Consider the following 15,016-nt stretch of genomic DNA (forward strand, 5'->3'; position numbering starts at 1 on the left):
GCTAAGACCCACAGCGCCGATGGTACTGCACCCGGAAGGGTGTGGGAGAGTAGGACACCGCCGGACCACACCAGAAGGGTCGAGCCCCCGCACCACACGGTGCGGGGGCTCCCCACCTTAACCACCCCCGCGGACACGGACACAGCACCAGGCCAGCGGCCCACCCCGCACCGGCCTGCCCCGCAGAAAAGGCCCCGCCGATCACCCGGCGGGGCCTTCCTCATGCCTGGACCGCGTGGATCCGGCCGGCAGGCGAGCTCAGCTGACGATCTTGCCCGGGTTCAGGTGAGCGCCCGGGTCCGCGGCGGTGAAGAGGCTGCGCATCAGGCGCACCCCCTCGGGGGAGACGTCCTGCTCCATCCAGGGGCTGTGCTCGGTGCCCACGCCGTGGTGGTGGGACAGCGTGCCCCCGGCGTCGACGAACGCCTGCTGGATGGCTCCCTTGATCACCTTGTACTCGGCGTGCGGGTCCTCCCCGATCTCGTAGGCGAACGTGAAGTACAGGCACGCCCCGGAGTGGTACGAGTGCGACATGTGGGACATGATCCAGCCGTGCTTGCCCTCCGCCGCGAAGGCCCGGTGGGCGGCGTCGTAGACGGCCTTGTGGACGGTCGTGAGCTTGGACCACGGGGCGGCCGTCTCCGAGACGTCGCCGATCGTGTTCTGCTCCAGCAGGAAGTCGCGCAGGTACGGGGTGTCGAACTTCTTCTGATCGTAGAGCGCGCCGGGGCCGGAGCCCAGGACGAGAGCGCCCTGCTGCTTGACGATGCCGGCGACGGTCTTCTTCCGGGCCTCGGTCTCGGCCTTGGTGCCCTCGAAGCACACGTACGCGATGCACATGGCGTCGGTGTCCCAGCCGCGGCGGCGCATGACCTCCCACAGCAGGTCCTGGCCCTTGGCGGCGACCTTCTTCTTGAGCGTGGTCGGCGCCTTCTGCGTGGACAGGGAGAAGCTTGTCTCGTGCGCGTCGGAGACGCGGGCGAACGTGGTGCGGACGTCCGAGCGGGCGATGTCGTGCATCGCCGTCAGGGCCTGCTGCCACGAGGGGAACATGTACGCGATGACCTCGCGGTGCTCCGCGATCCGGTGCACCTGCACGTCCAGCTCGGTGATGACGCCGAGCCGGCCCTCGGACCCGATGAACATCTCGCGCAGGCTCGGCCCGGTGGACGTCGAGGGCAGCGGGCGCAGGACGACGGTGCCGCCCGGGCGCGCCACGCGCAGGCCGCGGACGATGTCGGCGATGTCCCCGTACTTGTCCGACTGCATTCCGGAGGACCGCGTCGCGGCCCAGCCGCCGAGCGTGGAGTGGGTGAAGGAGTCGGGGAAGTGGCCCAGTGTCCAGCCGCGCGCGTTGAGCTGTTCCTCCATGTCGGGACCCAGCACGCCGGCCTGCACGGTCGCCAGCCCGGAGGTCTCGTCGAGGGCGAGGACCCGGTCCATGCGGCCCAGGTCGAGTGAGACGATCGTTCGTTCTTCCACCGGCGAGGGCTGGAGGCTCCGCGAGATGCTCGTGCCGCCGCCGAAGGGGATGACCACGAGATCCCGCTCCACGGCCAGCCGGAGCACCTGGGACACCTCGTCCTCGCTGCCGGGGTAGACCACGACGTCCGGGATGCGCGCGAAGTCCCCGGAGCGCGTCAGCAGCAGTTCCGTGACCGACTTGCCGGCCCAGTGCACCACGCGCAGCTCGTCGTCGACGCTGACGTTCTCCCCGCCCGAGATCCCGGTCAGGGCGGCCAGGACGTCCTCCCCGGCGAGCGAGGCCGGCACGCTGATCGTGGAGAAGTCGATGGTGTCCCGCTGCCGGGGGCGGAGGTCGATGCCGACGGCCTTCTTGACGAAGGGGGCGAAGGCGGGCTTGTTGGCGTACTCGAAGTGCACGCCCTCCTCGCCCCAGCCCCACCACTTCATGTGCTTCACGTGTGCCATCTGCGCAGTTCTCTCCTGGATCTCGGGGGTGGGGGACGATGCTCAGCCGTCGAGGCGCGGGCGGTGCTCGGCGTAGAGCGCGCGCACGGAGGCCTCGATGCGGTCGTTGAAGGAGGCCGTGGGCTCCTTCTCCCGGGCGCGCAGCGGCTCGCCGACGGCGACGACCACCGGCGGGCGCCCCCGCCGCGGCCAGTTGGCCCCGCGCGGCATGGCCTCGTAGGCCCCGATCAGCGCGACCGGGACGACCGGCACGCCCACGGCCTTGGCGAGCCCCGCGGCGCCCACCTTGAAGGAGCCCATCTTGCCCGTGCGGGAGCGTGTGCCCTCGGGGAAGATGAGCAGGGGCACGCCCGACTTGAGCAGCTGCTTGGACAGCCCCCGGTTCGCCCCGCTGCCGGTGCGGTCCACCGGGAAGGCGTTGAAGATCAGCTCGGTGAACACCCGCTTGTGCGGGGCGGTGAAGAAGTAGTCCGCGGCGACGCCGGTGGCGAGGTCCCGGCGGATCCGCGGCGGCACCGAGCCCAGCACGAGCGGGGCGTCGAGGTGGCTGGAGTGGTTCGCCACGACGATGCAGGCCCCCTCCAGCGCTGCCGCACCGGGGTGGGTCACCACCGTGCGGCGGATCACGTGGTAGACGAGACCGCGCAGGAACACCGCCTGGGCGATCCGGCGGGCGACCCGGCGCACCGGGCTGCGGAATCGCGCGGCGTCCAGGTGGGCCGACGACGCCGGCGGCGCGGGCGGCGCGGGCTCCTCCGGGGAGGAGGACCGGCTGCCGCCGTCGATGGATCGCTGGACGGGATCCCGCGGCTCGCGCGGCTCGCGGGGCGTCATGAGCCGGCCGCCCGTTCCTTCTGGCGGGCGGAGGCGACCAGCCCGGAGATCCTGCGCACCGTGGACCGGGGCGCGTGGCGCAGGAAGAGCGCGAGGAGCCGGTAGCGCCGGGTGGGCATGGAGATCACCTTGCCGCGCGCGACGTCGTCGAGCGCCTCCTCGACGACCCGCTCGGGCGTGAGCCACATGAAGGAGGGGATCGAGGAGCCGGTGATCCCGGCGCGCTCGTGGAACTCGGTGCGCACCCACCCGGGCAGCAGCGCGGTGACGTGCACCCCCGTGCCGGCCAGCTCGACCGCCAGGGCCTCGGTGAAGGCGGTGGTGTAGGTCTTGAGCGCCGAGTACGAGCCCATCGTGATCAGCCCGGCGACGGAGGAGACGTTGATGATCCAGCCGGAGCCGCGGGCCGTCATCGCCCGCGCCGCGGCGGAGGACAGCACGAGCACTGCCCGGCACATGACCTCGAACGCGCGGTCGTGGGCGGAGGTGTCCTCGGCGCTGAAGGGGGTCTTCACGGAGAAGCCGGCGTTGTTGACGACCACGTCCACGGGCCGGGCCGGGTCCTCGATGCGCGCGGCCACACGATCGACGTCCGCGCGGTCGACCAGGTCCGCGGACAGGACCTCCACGGGCACGCCGTGCGCGGCGCGCAACCGGGCGGCCGTCTGCTCGAGCCGGTCCGCATCGCGGGCCACCAGTACGAGCGCATGTCCACGGCGAGCCAAGGCCTCGGCGAACGCGGCACCGATGCCGGACGTCCCCCCCGTCACGAGAGCGGTAAGCATGAGATCTAGGCTACACTACGGTAGCCGTAGCGTAGCCTGTGCGGTCCGTGCGCGGGTCTCCGCCGTGGCCGGCCCGCACCCTGCCCCCCGCCCGCTCCGCACGGACGGCGGACCAGCACACCACCCGGAGGAACATCCTTGACCGAGACCCCCACCACGCGCGTCCTGCTCACGGGCGCCACCGGCTTCCTCGGCCAGGCCGTGCTCGAACGTCTGCTCTCCGCCCACGAGGGCGTGCACGTCACCGCGGTCGTGCGGCCCAAGGGCAGCATCACCGGGGAGCAGCGGCTGCGGCAGCTGTTGCGCAAGCCCGTGTTCCGCGGGTGGCGCGATGCCCTGGGGGAGGAGGGGGCCCGCCGGGTCTTCGCCGAGCGCACCGCCGTGCTGGAGGGCGACCTCTCCGCGCTCGCGGAGATCACCGACCCGTTCGACGTGGTGATCCACTCGGCCTCGACCGTCTCCTTCGACCCGCCCATCGACGAGGCGTTCACCACCAACGTCGGGGGCGCCCAGGGCCTCTACGACGCGCTGCTGGCCTCCGGGCAGGACCCCCACGTGATCCACGTGTCCACCTGCTACGTCGGGGGCATCGCCAAGGGGCTGCGCCCCGAGGCGCCCGTGGACCACGACGCCGACTGGTCCGCCGAGTTCCACGCGGCGCTGCAGGCGCGCGACGAGGCCGAGATGGCGTCCCGGGCCCCTGAGCAGCTGCAGGCCGTCATCGACGCCGCCGCGGCCGGTCACGGCAAGGAGGGCCCCAAGTCGGTGGCCCGCGCCGCGGAGGCCGCCCGCCAGGAGTGGATCCGCACCCGGCTCGTCGAGTACGGGCGGACCCGCGCCCAGTCCCTCGGCTGGACGGACGTCTACACCTTCACCAAGGCCCTCGGCGAGCGCATCGCCGAGCAGAAGTGGGCCGGCACCGGCCACCGGCTGTCCGTGGTGCGCCCGTCCATCATCGAGTCCGCGCTGCGCCACCCGTATCCGGGGTGGATCGACGGCTACAAGGTCGCCGACCCGCTGATCATGGCCTACGCCAAGGGCGCGCTGCCGGAGTTCCCGGGGCTGCCGGACTCGGTGCTGGACGTCATCCCCGTGGACCTGGTGGTCAACGCGATCGTGGCGCTGGCCACGGGAGGCCACCGGGCGCCGTCGGGCGAGGTCACCGCGCCGGGCGCCCCGGCCCCGGAGCCGGGCTACTACCAGGTGTGCTCCGGCGCCTCGAACCCGCTGCCGTTCCACGAGATGTACGAGAACGTGCACACGTTCTTCACCGCCCACCCGCTCGAGGACGCCGAGGGCAACCCCATCCGGGTGCCCGAGTGGAAGTTCCCCGCCAACAACGCCGTGGAGCGCTCGCTGGCCGTCAAGGAGAAGCTCTCGGCCGTGGGCGGGAAGCTCACCGCGGTGCTGCCCGCGACCTCCCGGACCCGCGAGTGGGCCAACTCCCTGCACCGGGTGCAGTCCGGGCTCGGCTCCCTGCGCACCTACGTGGACCTGTACCAGTCCTACACGCGCACCGAGATGATCTTCGACGACGCCCGCACCCGCCAGCTCAACGACTCCCTGCCGGCGGGCACCCCCGAGGACCTCACCTTCGACGTCCGCGCCGTCGACTGGACCGACTACTGGCAGAACGTCCACCTGCCGGCCCTGACGGACATGACCAAGGCCTACGGCCGGCTCCGGGCGGCGGCCAAGCGGCGCAACGCCCCGAAGCGGGCGCTGAGCGAGGGCACGGACGTGGTCGCGGTCTTCGACCTCGAGGGCACCGTCCTCGACTCCACGGTCATCCACCAGTACCTGCAGCTGCGCCGGCGCACGCTGAGCCCGGCCAAGTGGCCGTCCGAGCTGGCCGACCTCGTCTCCAGCGCCCCGACCTACCTCAAGGCCGAGAAGCGGGACCGCGGCGAGTTCATCCGCGCGTTCATGCGCCGCTACCAGGGCGTGCCGGCCGCGACCGTCCGCGAGCTCGTGTCCGGGCCGCTGGGCCAGGACATGCGGCGGCTGCTCAAGCCCGGGGCCCTGGCCCGGATCCAGGAGCACCGGGCCGCGGGCCACCGCACCGTGCTGGTCACCGGGTCCATCGACCTGCTCGTGGAACCGCTCGCGCACCTGTTCGACGAGGTCGTGGCCGGGCGGATGGACGAGCGCGACGGCGTGATGACCGGCTACCTGGCCACCCCGCCCCTCGTGGACGAGGCCCGGGCCCAGTGGCTGAAGAAGTACACCGAGTGCGGGGGCTTCGACCTCTCCCGCTCGTACGGCTACGGGGACTCCCACGCGGACGCCAGCTGGCTCTCGCTCGTGGGCCACCCCTACGCCGTCAACCCGGATCTGGCCCTGTACCGGCTGGCGCGGCGCAACCACTGGCCCGTCGAGGACTGGAAGACGGCCTGACCGCCCCCGCGGCGGACGGCGGCGGGCGGCGGCGGCACGGGCAGGAGGGGACGGCGATGGCCGGCGACGACCGGACCGACCCGCGGACCGTGTCCACGGACAAGAAGATCACCGCGGCGGCGCTCGCCCTCCTGCGGGAGGGCGGGCCCCAGCGGGTGACGATCGAGGCGGTCTCGGCGGCCTCCGGGGTGGCCAAGACGTCGATCTACCGGCGCTACGCCAACAGCCTGGAGATGCTCGAGGGCGTCCTGGGCCACGCCGGGTCCACGTACACCCCGCAGCGGCCGGCGGCCCCCGCCAACTGGGAGGACGGGCTGGCCGAGGCGCTGCACTTCCTGCTGCAGGACATGGGGATCGGCGTGGCGGTGTCCCTGCTGAGCGACCCCCTCTCGGAGACCTCCCGGATCCTGCGCGAGCACCTGGTCCGGCCGCGGGTGGAGCGGCTGCGGGAGCTGCTCGTCGCCGAGATCGCGGCGGGCTGGCTGAGCGCGGACCTCGACGTCGACGTGGTCCTGGACTTCGTCCTCGGCTCCGCCTATTCCCACGTGGCCCGCTACGGCGAGCTGGGGGAGGACTGGCCCGCTCGGGTGCACCGGACCCTCACCGGGGTCCTGGGCGCGCACCGGAGCTGACGCCCCTCCGGCCGCGGCCGGCTCAGAAGATCTCCTGCTCGTCCGGGCGCAGGGCCAGCTGGGAGGCCACGTAGTCCCGGACCGCGGCGGGGGTCGGCACGTCCTTGCCGACGCGCTCGGACATGAACCAGCGGTGCTCGAGGACCTCGTGCACGATCTCGGCGGGCTCGAGCTTGCGGCGCATCGACGGGGGAACGGCCTCCATGATCGGGGAGAAGACCTCGCGCATCCACAGCTGGGCCACCAGCTCCTCGTCGAGGCCCGGGTAGAGGTCCTGGCCGAGCTGGGCGATGTCGGTCAGCAGGCGCCGCGCCTGGTTCTCGTGGGTCCGCAGGCCGGTGAGCCGCTGCAGCCGCCGGGTGTGGTGGCCCGGCTCCACGACCTGGGGGCGCAGCCGGATCCGCCCCTCGTCGGTCTCCAGCGACGCCTCCTCGACGTCGAAGCCGAGCTCGTTGAGCCGGCGCACCCGCTCGACCACCCGCCAGCGCTCGTCCATGCTGAAGGACTCCTCCACCGTCAGCTCCCGCCACAGGAAGCTGTAGGTGGCGACGAGCCGGTCGGAGACCTCGAAGGGGTCGATCGCGTCGGTGAGGTCGTGGCCCTCCTCGGCGGCCCCGGCCAGCAGGTCCATGATCTCCCCGGCCACGTTGGTGCGGGCCAGCTCGATGTCGTACCCCCGCTGGCCCCGGGTCAGCTCCGGGTGCAGCTCCCCGGTCTCCGCGTCCACGAGGTACGCCGCGAACGCGCCGGCGTCCCGGCGGAACAGGGTGTTGGACAGGGAGACGTCGCCCCAGTAGAACCCGGACAGGTGCAGCTGGACGATGAGGGACGCGAGGGCGTCCACGAGCCGCTCGACGGTCGCCGCGTGGGGGCCGGCGGAGAAGATCGCCCGGTAGGGCAGGGAGAAGCTCAGGTGGTCCGTCACCAGCGCGGCGGGCAGCTCCTCGCCCTCGGGGGTGAACCGGTGGGTGACCACGCTGTCCGGGACGACGGAGGGAATGCCCATGCGGTTGAGCCGGCGCAGGATGGCGTACTCGTGCCGGGCGTAGTGGGGCGTGGTCTCCTTCACGGCCACGACCTTCTCGCCGGCGTGGGCGAAGCGCACCACGTGGCGCGAGATGCCGCGGGGGAGGGCGGCCAGGACGTCGTCCGGCCACTGCTCGAGAGGAACCTCCCACGGCAGCTCCAGCAGCACGGGGTCCGGGAACGCTGTCTGGATCGAGACCCGCCGGGATCCCCCGCCGGGCGGAGGGGCGTCGTCCGGCAGGCGGGCGTCCGACTCCGCGAATGCCTTCATACCGCGCCATGCTACCAAGCCCGGTGCGCGACCCTCTCCCGCCCGCCCGCCCGCCCGCCCGTCGGGCGGGACCGGGCCGACGCCGCCGGGGCCGCGGCTGGCTAGGGTGGTGAAGGTGTCCATCGAACAGCGCATCCACGCCCGCTACGACGAGCTCTCGCCCCAGGAGCGGCGGGCCGCCGACCTGATCCTGGACCACCTCGACGACCTCGCCCTGTACAGCTCCGCGGAACTGGCGCAGATGAGCGGGGTCTCCCGCGCGACCCTGTCCCGGCTCTACCGGCACCTCGGCTTCGAGTCCTTCACCGAGGTGAAGGAGATGGCCCGCAGCCTGCGCCAGCAGGGCGTGCCCCTCGGCGCCGGCACCGACCCCGAGCTGGCGCAGCACCTCGAGCAGGAGCTGAAGAACCTCCGCCGGGTCTTCGACCCGGCGGACGACCGCCTGGCGCGCTCGGTCTCCGCGCTCGCCGAGGCGGAGCGGGTGCTGCTGATCGGGCTGCGCAACAGCCACGCCGTCGCCCTGCACCTGAAGCAGCAGCTCCAGCAGGCCCGTCCCGGGGTGCGTCTCGCGCCCCTGCCCGGACAGACCCTCGGCGAGGAGCTCGTGGACCTCGGCGAGGGCGACGTGGTCGTGCTGGTGGGGTTCCGCCGCCGCCCCCGCGGCTTCGACGCGCTCGTGGAGGCGTGCACGGCGACCGGCGCGCGGGTGCTGCTGGTGGCGGACGCGACGGCCCGCCGGTACGCGGGAGGCGTCGACCTGTGGCTCGAGTGCCCCCTGGACAGCGTCGGGCCCTTCGACTCCTACGCGACGGCCATGAGCCTGGTCGCGGTGCTGGCCGACGGGGTGCTGGCCGCCACCGGGGCGCAGGGCCGGCGGCGCGTGGAGCGCACGGCCGAGCTCTACGACCGGCTGGACGAGCTCGACCTGCGCTGAGCCCCGGTACGGGCCCGGGCTCAGCGCGGGACGCCGGACCGGGCGGCCACGAGGTGCTCGAGCAGCGGGACCAGCGAGCAGAGCAGGATCGAGGCGAGGGGCACGACCACGACGGCACCCATCGCCGCCACCGACGCCTCCCGGCGGCCGAGGAGGAGGATGATGACCGGGGCCATCGCCACGAGCGGCAGTGAGCGCAGCGGCATGGCCAGGGGCATCAGGGCGTGCTCGACCCCGCGGAACAGGGCGAAGACCGCCGCCACGACGACGGCGAGCACGAGGCCGGTCACGACGCGGGGCGCGGCGTCTTCCAGGGTGGTGCCCCGCTGGCCGAGGACGCTCCGCCGGTTCGCGACCGCCTCGGGGCCGGTGACGAGGTGGGCCCACACGTCCACGGCGGTCTTGCCGATGAACGAGGTCACGTCGAAGACCTGCCGCAGCAGCCAGAGCCGTGCGACCGCCGGAAGGGAGACGGCCGGGATGCGAGGACGCCCTCCCCGGGCGGGGGAGGGCGTCCTCGCGTCGTGCACCGCGCAGCGGTCGGAGGGGCGTCAGTCGGGGAGGCGGGTGCCGGTGGTGGCGTCGAACAGGTGCAGGCGGGTGGTGTCGGGGGCGACCCAGAGGGTGGTCCCGGGCCGGGGCGGGGTGCGCCCGGCGACCCGGACGATGATCTCGTGGGCCCCCGGACCCTCCTCGGCACCCGCCGCCCCCGCCCCCGCCCCCGCGCCGGCGGTTCCGGTGGTGGTGGTGGTGTCGGCGGTGGGGTCGATCTGCACCACCGTGTGCGCGGCGGTGACCGGGGCGAGGTGGCCGTAGACGAACGCGTCGGCCCCGAGCTCCTCCACCACATCAGCCACGATCGGCAGCCCCGTGCCCTCCGGGGCCGGGGCCAGGTCCTCCGGGCGGATGCCGATGGTGACCTGCCCGCCGGTCAGCGCCGCCTCCTGGGCGGCGCTCAGCTGGACCCGCACCGTGCCGAACACCGCCGCCCCGGCCCGCACCGGCACCCGGAAGAGGTTCATCGCCGGGGAGCCGATGAACCCGGCCACGAACTCCGAGGCGGGCCGGTCGTAGAGCGCCCGGGGGGTGTCGACCTGCATGAGGTGCCCGTCCTTGAGCACGGCCACCCGATCGCCCATGGTCATCGCCTCCACCTGGTCGTGGGTGACGTAGACGGTGGTGACCCCCAGCCGGCGGGTGAGGGAGGCGATCTGGGTGCGGGTCTGCACCCGCAGCTTCGCGTCGAGGTTCGACAGCGGCTCGTCCATCAGGAACACCTGCGGGGAGCGCACGATCGCCCGGCCCATGGCCACCCGCTGGCGCTGGCCCCCGGACAGGGCCTTGGGCTTGCGGTCCAGGTAGGGGGTGAGGTCGAGGATCTTCGCGGCCTCCTCCACCCGGCGGGTGCGCTCGGCGGCGGGGACCTTGGCGATCTTCAGGGCGAAGCCCATGTTCTCGGCCACGCTCATGTGGGGGTACAGGGCGTAGTTCTGGAACACCATCGCGATGTCGCGGTCCCGGGAGGGGACCTCGGTGACGTCGCGGTCGCCGATGAAGATCGACCCGGCGGTGACCTCCTCCAGTCCGGCGAGCATCCGCAGCGTGGTGGATTTGCCGCACCCCGACGGGCCCACCAGCACGAGGAACTCCCCGTCGGCGATCTCCAGGTTCAGGTCCGTCACCGAGGGCCGCACGGCCCCGGGATACTGACAGGTGACGTTGGCATAGCGCACAGCAGACATGGTCCAAGCCTCTTTCCCGGCAGGCACGTGTCGGACGATCCGAAGGAAAAAGCAACCCGGTGCGGGTCGATGTGATCCTACTCACGTCCGGAGGCGGTGCGGCCGCGACGCGCCGTCAGCCGAGGGCCTCCCGCCGCCACGCGGCCAGCCGTGCCAGCGCGGCGGCCAGCTCGGCGGGGGAGCGCACCCGGTGGGCGGCGGCGGTGTCCCCCGAGCCGACCTTGATCCCGATGTCGCCCGGTCCCAGTTCGCGCATCGCGTTCTCGTCGGTGACGTCGTCGCCGGCGAACAGGGTCACGTCGGCGCCGGTGGCCTGCATGAACGCGGTGATGCCCTCGCCCTTCGTCGCGGAGTGCACGGAGGACTCGACGACGTGCTGGCCCGGGGTGACCTTCAGGCCCTCGAGCTGCTCGAACGCCTCGATCATCTCCCGCTCCGCCCGGGCGCACAGAGACTGGTCGCGCATGGTGCGGGTGTGGAAGGCCGCACCCGTGGGCTTGCGCTCCAGCCGCGACCCCGGGTAGCGCCCCACCTGCTCCTGGACGAGCGCGGTGGCGCGCGCCAGCAGCTGCGCCTGGGCGGGGGTGAGCTGCACGGCGGCGTCCCCGGCCGCTGCGCCCAGCGCCTCCAGGTGCATCTCCGCCCCGTGCGAGCCGGAGAGCAGCATCCGCCCCGCCGGGTCCACGTCCGAGCGCAGGAACGCCATGGGCCGCCCGGAGATGACCGCCACGTACGTGCGGTCCAGGGCCAGCAGCTCCTCCAGGGCGGACTGCGCCTCGGGCAGGGCCCGGCTGTCGGCGGGGTCGTCCGTGAACGGGGCCAGGGTCCCGTCGAAGTCCAGGGCGACCAGCAGCGTCCCGGCGCGGGCTGCCCGGCCGAGGGCGTCGTCGAGACCCCGGTGGGCGTCCTCGTGCGGGCCCGTCATCGCTGCTCCTCCGGGCCGGCCGCGGGACGGGTGCGGGCGAGGTCGCGCAGGAACGCCTCCGACCAGTCGTTGACGTCGTTGCCCAGCACCTGGCGGCGCATCGAGCGCATCCGCTTCTTCGCCTCCGCCGGGGGCATGTCCTTGGCGCGCAGCATCGCGTCCTTGAGCCCGTCGATGTCGTGCGGGTTCACGAGCAGGGCCTGCCGCAGCTGCTCGGCCGCGCCCGTGAACTCGGAGAGGACGAGCGCGCCCGACCCGTCCGTCTTCGCCGCGACGTACTCCTTGGCCACCAGGTTCATCCCGTCCCGCAGAGAGGTCACGAGCATGACGTCGGTGGCCAGGTAGAGGGCGACCATCTCCTCGAACGGGTAGCCGTGGTGCAGGTAGCGGATCGCGGTGTGGGAGATGGTGTCGAACTGCCCGTTGAGGTGGCCCACCACCCCCTCCACCTGCTCGCGCAGCTGGACGTAGGACTCCACCCGCTCCCGGGACGGGTTGGCCACCTGCACCAGCACGGAGGGGCCCACCTCGATCCGGCCGTCCTCGAGCAGCTCCCCGTAGGCCTTGATCCGGTGGATGATGCCCTTGGTGTAGTCGAGGCGGTCCACGCCGAGGAACACGGTCTCCGGGTTCCCGAGCTCCTCCCGGATCTCCTGGGCCCGCCGCTTGATCTCCGGGCGGGAGGCCAGTTCCTGGATCGCCTCGGCGTCGATCGAGATCGGGTAGGCGTGGGCGCGGACGGTCCACTCGGCGTCGCCGTTGCCGAAGCTGGCCTCGCCGTTCCTGAAGGCCACGTCGAGGAACCGGCGCGCGCAGCGCTGGAAGTTCTGGGCGTCCCCGGGCCGCTGGAAGCCGATGAGGTCCGCCCCCGAGAGCCCCTCGAGCACCGCCCGGCGCCACGGCAGCTGCGCGAAGATCTCCAGGGGCGGGAACGGGATGTGGTTGAAGAACCCGATCGTGAGGTCCGGGCGGAGGTCCCGGAGCATCTTCGGGACGAGCTGCAGCTGGTAGTCCTGCACCCACACGGTGGCGTTCTCGGCGGCGACCTCGGCCGTCATCTCGGCGAAGCGGCGGTTGACCCGGCGGTAGACGTTCCACCACGCGCGGTGGAACTCCGGGGGCGCGATGACGTCGTGGTACAGCGGCCACAGCGTGGCGTTGGAGAATCCCTCGTAGTACGCCTCGACCTCCTGGGCGGACAGCGGCACGGGGGCGAGGTGGAAGACGTCGTGGTCAAAGCGCTCCAGCGTCTCGTCGGCCGCCCCGTGCCAGCCCACCCAGGCGCCGTCGTTGCGGGCCATCACGGGCGAGAGGGCGGCCACGAGCCCGCCGGGGGAGCGCCGCCACGAGGCCGTGCCGTCCTCGACGACGCGCTCGACCGGCAGGCGGTTGGACACGACGACGAAGTCGTATCCCTGCTCCGGGGCTCCGTCCTCCCGCCGCGGGGTGGTGGGTGCGGGGCTCTGCTCTGCGCTCACGGGGGAGTCCTTCCGTCGGTCTTCGGCGTCCTGCCGCCCAGTCTAATCGTCAGTACACTCATGGTTTCCCTGGGTGCCCGCTGAGTCGGCGCGTACGGGCCGGTCCGATAATCTGGGCCTCGACACCGCCCGCATCCGTCCCCGAGGATCTCCAAGAAGGACCCATGGCTTCCAGCAGCAGCCCAGACCCGAAGCACCAGAGCCGCGACGCCGCCCGCGAGCGGGCCCGCCAGACCGCCGACCAGCACGCCCGGCAGGACAAGCGCTCCCGTCGGCTGCTCCAGTTTGGCATCCTCGCCCTGGTCCTGGTGATCCTGGCCGTGATCGGCGTCGTGGTGGCGCAGAACCGCGCCCAGCAGATCCCGGAGGCCGGGCCCGTGCCGGCCAGCGCCAACCAGTGGGGCGGCACCGTGCTCACCGCGGACGGGGTCGTCAAGGACGGCTCCGAGGTCGCCGAGCGCGATCTCGCCGAGGTGCCCGAGGCCCCGGAGAGCCCGGACGCGAACGCCGTCCCGCCGGGGATCGTCGACCCGGCGCAGGCCGAGGAGTCCGACGACCCCGTGCAGGTCGTGATCTTCCAGGACTTCGAGTGCGTGCACTGCGCCGACTTCGAGAAGGAGAACGGCGCCGCCCTGGAGGAGGCCGTGACCGCCGGGGACATCACCCTGGAGTACCGCAACCTCAACTTCCTCGACCGGGCGACCCCCACCCAGTACTCCTCCCGCGCCGCGAGCGCCGCCTACGAGGTCGGCAACCAGGTCTCCACCGAGCAGTACCTGGCCTACGTCGAGGAGGTCTTCTCCCACCAGGGCACCGGCGGGCTGGACGACGAGCAGCTCGTGGAGATCGCCGCCAAGCACGGCGCCGACATCGGTTCCGCCCTGGAGGAGAACACCTGGCGCCCGCTGGTCAACGTGGTCTCCCAGGAGTCCCTGGCCCACGGTGTGTCCGGCACCCCGACCGTGTTCATCGACGGCGAGAAGCTCGGCAACGAGGCCTTCCAGGACGCGCTCGACGAGGCGATCAAGGCCAACAAGTAGGGCTCGTGCCTGCAGCGCGACGGCGCCGCGCCCCTGCCGGGCGCGGCGCCGTCGCCATGTCCAGCCCGGGGCGATTTAGGCGGTGCCCCAGGGGTCCGATATCCTGGGTAACCGTCCGTCCGGCCCCGCCGGCGGGCGCCCGCCTCCTTAGCTCAGCTGGCCAGAGCACCTGTCTTGTAAACAGGGGGTCACCGGTTCGAATCCGGTAGGGGGCTCCACCTGCTCCCACTGCACCTCGTCCTGCTCCGGACCCGCGGTCAGGTCCTGCTGACCCACGTGCCGACGGGCAGACGGGTCCTCCGGCGCGGCTTCTGCCGCTCGCGCAGAGCGGTCCGGATCCGGGCCACCGTGACGGTGGTCAGGAGCGTCGCAGAGAGCGCGACGGCCGTCACGTAGAGGGCGAGCACAGCGGTCATGGCGTCCTGTCGGGGAGGGGTCGGGGGCAGCGCGGCGCGGCCAGGACAGGAATACCAGGACCCGGGGCGCGACGACCCCGGACGACCGGACGCCCACGTGGGAGCGCGTGTCGCCGGAGGCGGGCCTGGCGGTGGACGGTGGGCGACGCGAGCGGCGCCTGAGCGCTCCAGGGCTGTCCGGAGGACGCGCCCCTGGGGGCGTGGGTGGCCGAGCACGCCGACGAGCACGGGTTCGTCATCTGCTGCCCCGCGGGCTGCGCCCGGTGGGCTCCTCCGGGCGGGGGACTTCTTCATGACACGGCGAGGACGCCCGCCACCTGGCTGTATGACGTCCGTGCCCGGCCCCGGGATCCGCCGGCGACGGCCGGTGCTACGTTGACCGCGCGATCCGGGCGCTGACGCCCGTCCCCCCAGCCCCGGCTCGTGGATCGCGGCGAGCCTTGGATCCAGGAGTGCCGCCGTGCCCCGTTCCCCCCGTCCCCTGCTGTCCGCCGCGGTCGTCGCCGGAGCGCTGCTGCTCGCAGCCCCGGCCGCACCTGCCCTCGCCGCGCCGCTGACCGCGCCGGTCACTGCCAAGAAGGCCGGCAAGCCCACCCCCACGGCC

The 15,016-nt window shown here is 72.9% G+C and carries 13 protein-coding genes and 1 tRNA gene; 5 read left to right on the plus strand and 9 right to left on the minus strand.

Annotation, left to right across the window (positions count from 1 at the left end):
- Nucleotides 1-258: 258 nt before the first annotated feature.
- From M3185_RS16475 to M3185_RS16485, 3 genes are read right to left on the minus strand one after another with little or no spacing between them, the layout of a single operon-like run.
- Nucleotides 259-1,932, minus strand: a complete 1,674-nt coding sequence (locus M3185_RS16475; RefSeq protein ID WP_251334761.1) for an FAD-binding oxidoreductase — start codon at nt 1,930-1,932, stop codon at nt 259-261.
- 42 nt (nt 1,933-1,974) lie between these two features.
- A complete protein-coding gene (locus M3185_RS16480) occupies nt 1,975-2,766 on the minus strand; it encodes a lysophospholipid acyltransferase family protein (protein WP_251334762.1) in 792 nt (263 codons plus the stop codon).
- Nucleotides 2,763-3,551 carry an SDR family NAD(P)-dependent oxidoreductase gene (locus M3185_RS16485; protein WP_251334763.1) on the minus strand — a complete coding sequence of 263 codons (789 nt, stop codon included), beginning with the start codon at nt 3,549-3,551 and terminating at the stop codon, nt 2,763-2,765. Before M3185_RS16485 ends, M3185_RS16480 begins: the two co-directional genes overlap by 4 nt.
- Nucleotides 3,552-3,689: 138 nt before the next feature.
- Between M3185_RS16485 and M3185_RS16490 the strand changes: the two genes are divergently transcribed.
- Both M3185_RS16490 and M3185_RS16495 read left to right on the plus strand, forming a co-directional pair.
- Nucleotides 3,690-5,948 (plus strand): HAD-IB family hydrolase, encoded by a 2,259-nt coding sequence (locus M3185_RS16490; protein ID WP_251334764.1) that lies wholly within the window; start codon nt 3,690-3,692, stop codon nt 5,946-5,948.
- 56 nt (nt 5,949-6,004) lie between these two features.
- Nucleotides 6,005-6,580 (plus strand): TetR/AcrR family transcriptional regulator, encoded by a 576-nt coding sequence (locus M3185_RS16495; RefSeq protein WP_251334765.1) that lies wholly within the window; start codon nt 6,005-6,007, stop codon nt 6,578-6,580.
- A 22-nt stretch (nt 6,581-6,602) separates the two neighbouring features.
- On the opposite strand, the gene M3185_RS16500 is transcribed toward M3185_RS16495, so the two are convergent.
- Nucleotides 6,603-7,877 carry a DUF4032 domain-containing protein gene (locus M3185_RS16500; protein ID WP_251334766.1) on the minus strand — a complete coding sequence of 425 codons (1,275 nt, stop codon included), beginning with the start codon at nt 7,875-7,877 and terminating at the stop codon, nt 6,603-6,605.
- A 115-nt stretch (nt 7,878-7,992) separates the two neighbouring features.
- On the opposite strand from M3185_RS16500, the gene M3185_RS16505 reads away from it, so the two are divergent.
- Nucleotides 7,993-8,811, plus strand: coding sequence for a MurR/RpiR family transcriptional regulator (locus M3185_RS16505; RefSeq protein ID WP_251334767.1), 819 nt, complete (start codon nt 7,993-7,995; stop codon nt 8,809-8,811).
- Nucleotides 8,812-8,831: 20 nt separating this feature from the next.
- Here M3185_RS16505 and M3185_RS16510 read toward each other — a convergent pair whose 3' ends face one another.
- The 4 genes from M3185_RS16510 to M3185_RS16525 all read right to left on the minus strand — a co-directional run bounded on the left by M3185_RS16510 (nt 8,832) and on the right by M3185_RS16525 (nt 12,956).
- A complete protein-coding gene (locus M3185_RS16510) occupies nt 8,832-9,233 on the minus strand; it encodes a hypothetical protein (protein ID WP_251334768.1) in 402 nt (133 codons plus the stop codon).
- Between the two features lie 129 nt (nt 9,234-9,362).
- On the minus strand, nt 9,363-10,553 hold the full coding sequence (locus M3185_RS16515; protein WP_251334769.1) for an ABC transporter ATP-binding protein: 1,191 nt from the start codon (nt 10,551-10,553) through the stop codon (nt 9,363-9,365).
- Between the two features lie 115 nt (nt 10,554-10,668).
- Nucleotides 10,669-11,478, minus strand: coding sequence for a trehalose-phosphatase (gene otsB / locus M3185_RS16520; protein WP_251334770.1), 810 nt, complete (start codon nt 11,476-11,478; stop codon nt 10,669-10,671).
- Nucleotides 11,475-12,956 (minus strand): alpha,alpha-trehalose-phosphate synthase (UDP-forming), encoded by a 1,482-nt coding sequence (locus M3185_RS16525; protein WP_374238534.1) that lies wholly within the window; start codon nt 12,954-12,956, stop codon nt 11,475-11,477. The genes otsB and M3185_RS16525 overlap by 4 nt, the downstream gene beginning before the upstream one ends.
- 164 nt (nt 12,957-13,120) lie before the next feature.
- Here M3185_RS16525 and M3185_RS16530 point away from each other — a divergent pair, with 164 nt between their 5' ends.
- Together M3185_RS16530 and M3185_RS16535 are read left to right on the plus strand one after the other, a co-directional pair.
- Nucleotides 13,121-13,996: a DsbA family protein gene (locus tag M3185_RS16530; RefSeq protein ID WP_251334771.1), complete on the plus strand. Its 876-nt coding sequence runs from the start codon at nt 13,121-13,123 to the stop codon at nt 13,994-13,996.
- 141 nt (nt 13,997-14,137) lie between these two features.
- Nucleotides 14,138-14,214 (plus strand) — tRNA-Thr (locus M3185_RS16535).
- 39 nt (nt 14,215-14,253) lie between these two features.
- On the opposite strand, the gene M3185_RS16540 is transcribed toward M3185_RS16535, so the two are convergent.
- On the minus strand, nt 14,254-14,412 hold the full coding sequence (locus M3185_RS16540; protein ID WP_251334772.1) for a hypothetical protein: 159 nt from the start codon (nt 14,410-14,412) through the stop codon (nt 14,254-14,256).
- Nucleotides 14,413-15,016 lie beyond the last annotated feature (604 nt).

The organism is Kocuria rosea (assembly GCF_023715525.1).
In the GTDB taxonomy this organism is placed as follows: Bacteria; Actinomycetota; Actinomycetes; order Actinomycetales; family Micrococcaceae; genus Kocuria; species Kocuria rosea_A.

What these genes read in the sequence shown, in the direction of transcription:
- M3185_RS16475 (WP_251334761.1), bottom strand. Translation starts at nt 1,932, where the DNA reads ATGGCACACGTGAAGCACATGAAGTGGTGGGGCTGGGGCGAGGAGGGC.
- M3185_RS16480 (WP_251334762.1), bottom strand. Translation starts at nt 2,766, where the DNA reads ATGACGCCCCGCGAGCCGCGCGAGCCGCGGGATCCCGTCCAGCGATCC.
- M3185_RS16485 (WP_251334763.1), bottom strand. Translation starts at nt 3,551, where the DNA reads ATGCTTACCGCTCTCGTGACGGGGGGGACGTCCGGCATCGGTGCCGCG.
- M3185_RS16495 (WP_251334765.1), top strand. Translation starts at nt 6,005, where the DNA reads ATGGCCGGCGACGACCGGACCGACCCGCGGACCGTGTCCACGGACAAG.
- M3185_RS16500 (WP_251334766.1), bottom strand. Translation starts at nt 7,877, where the DNA reads ATGAAGGCATTCGCGGAGTCGGACGCCCGCCTGCCGGACGACGCCCCT.
- M3185_RS16515 (WP_251334769.1), bottom strand. Translation starts at nt 10,553, where the DNA reads ATGTCTGCTGTGCGCTATGCCAACGTCACCTGTCAGTATCCCGGGGCC.
- otsB (WP_251334770.1), bottom strand. Translation starts at nt 11,478, where the DNA reads ATGACGGGCCCGCACGAGGACGCCCACCGGGGTCTCGACGACGCCCTC.
- M3185_RS16530 (WP_251334771.1), top strand. Translation starts at nt 13,121, where the DNA reads ATGGCTTCCAGCAGCAGCCCAGACCCGAAGCACCAGAGCCGCGACGCC.
- M3185_RS16540 (WP_251334772.1), bottom strand. Translation starts at nt 14,412, where the DNA reads ATGACCGCTGTGCTCGCCCTCTACGTGACGGCCGTCGCGCTCTCTGCG.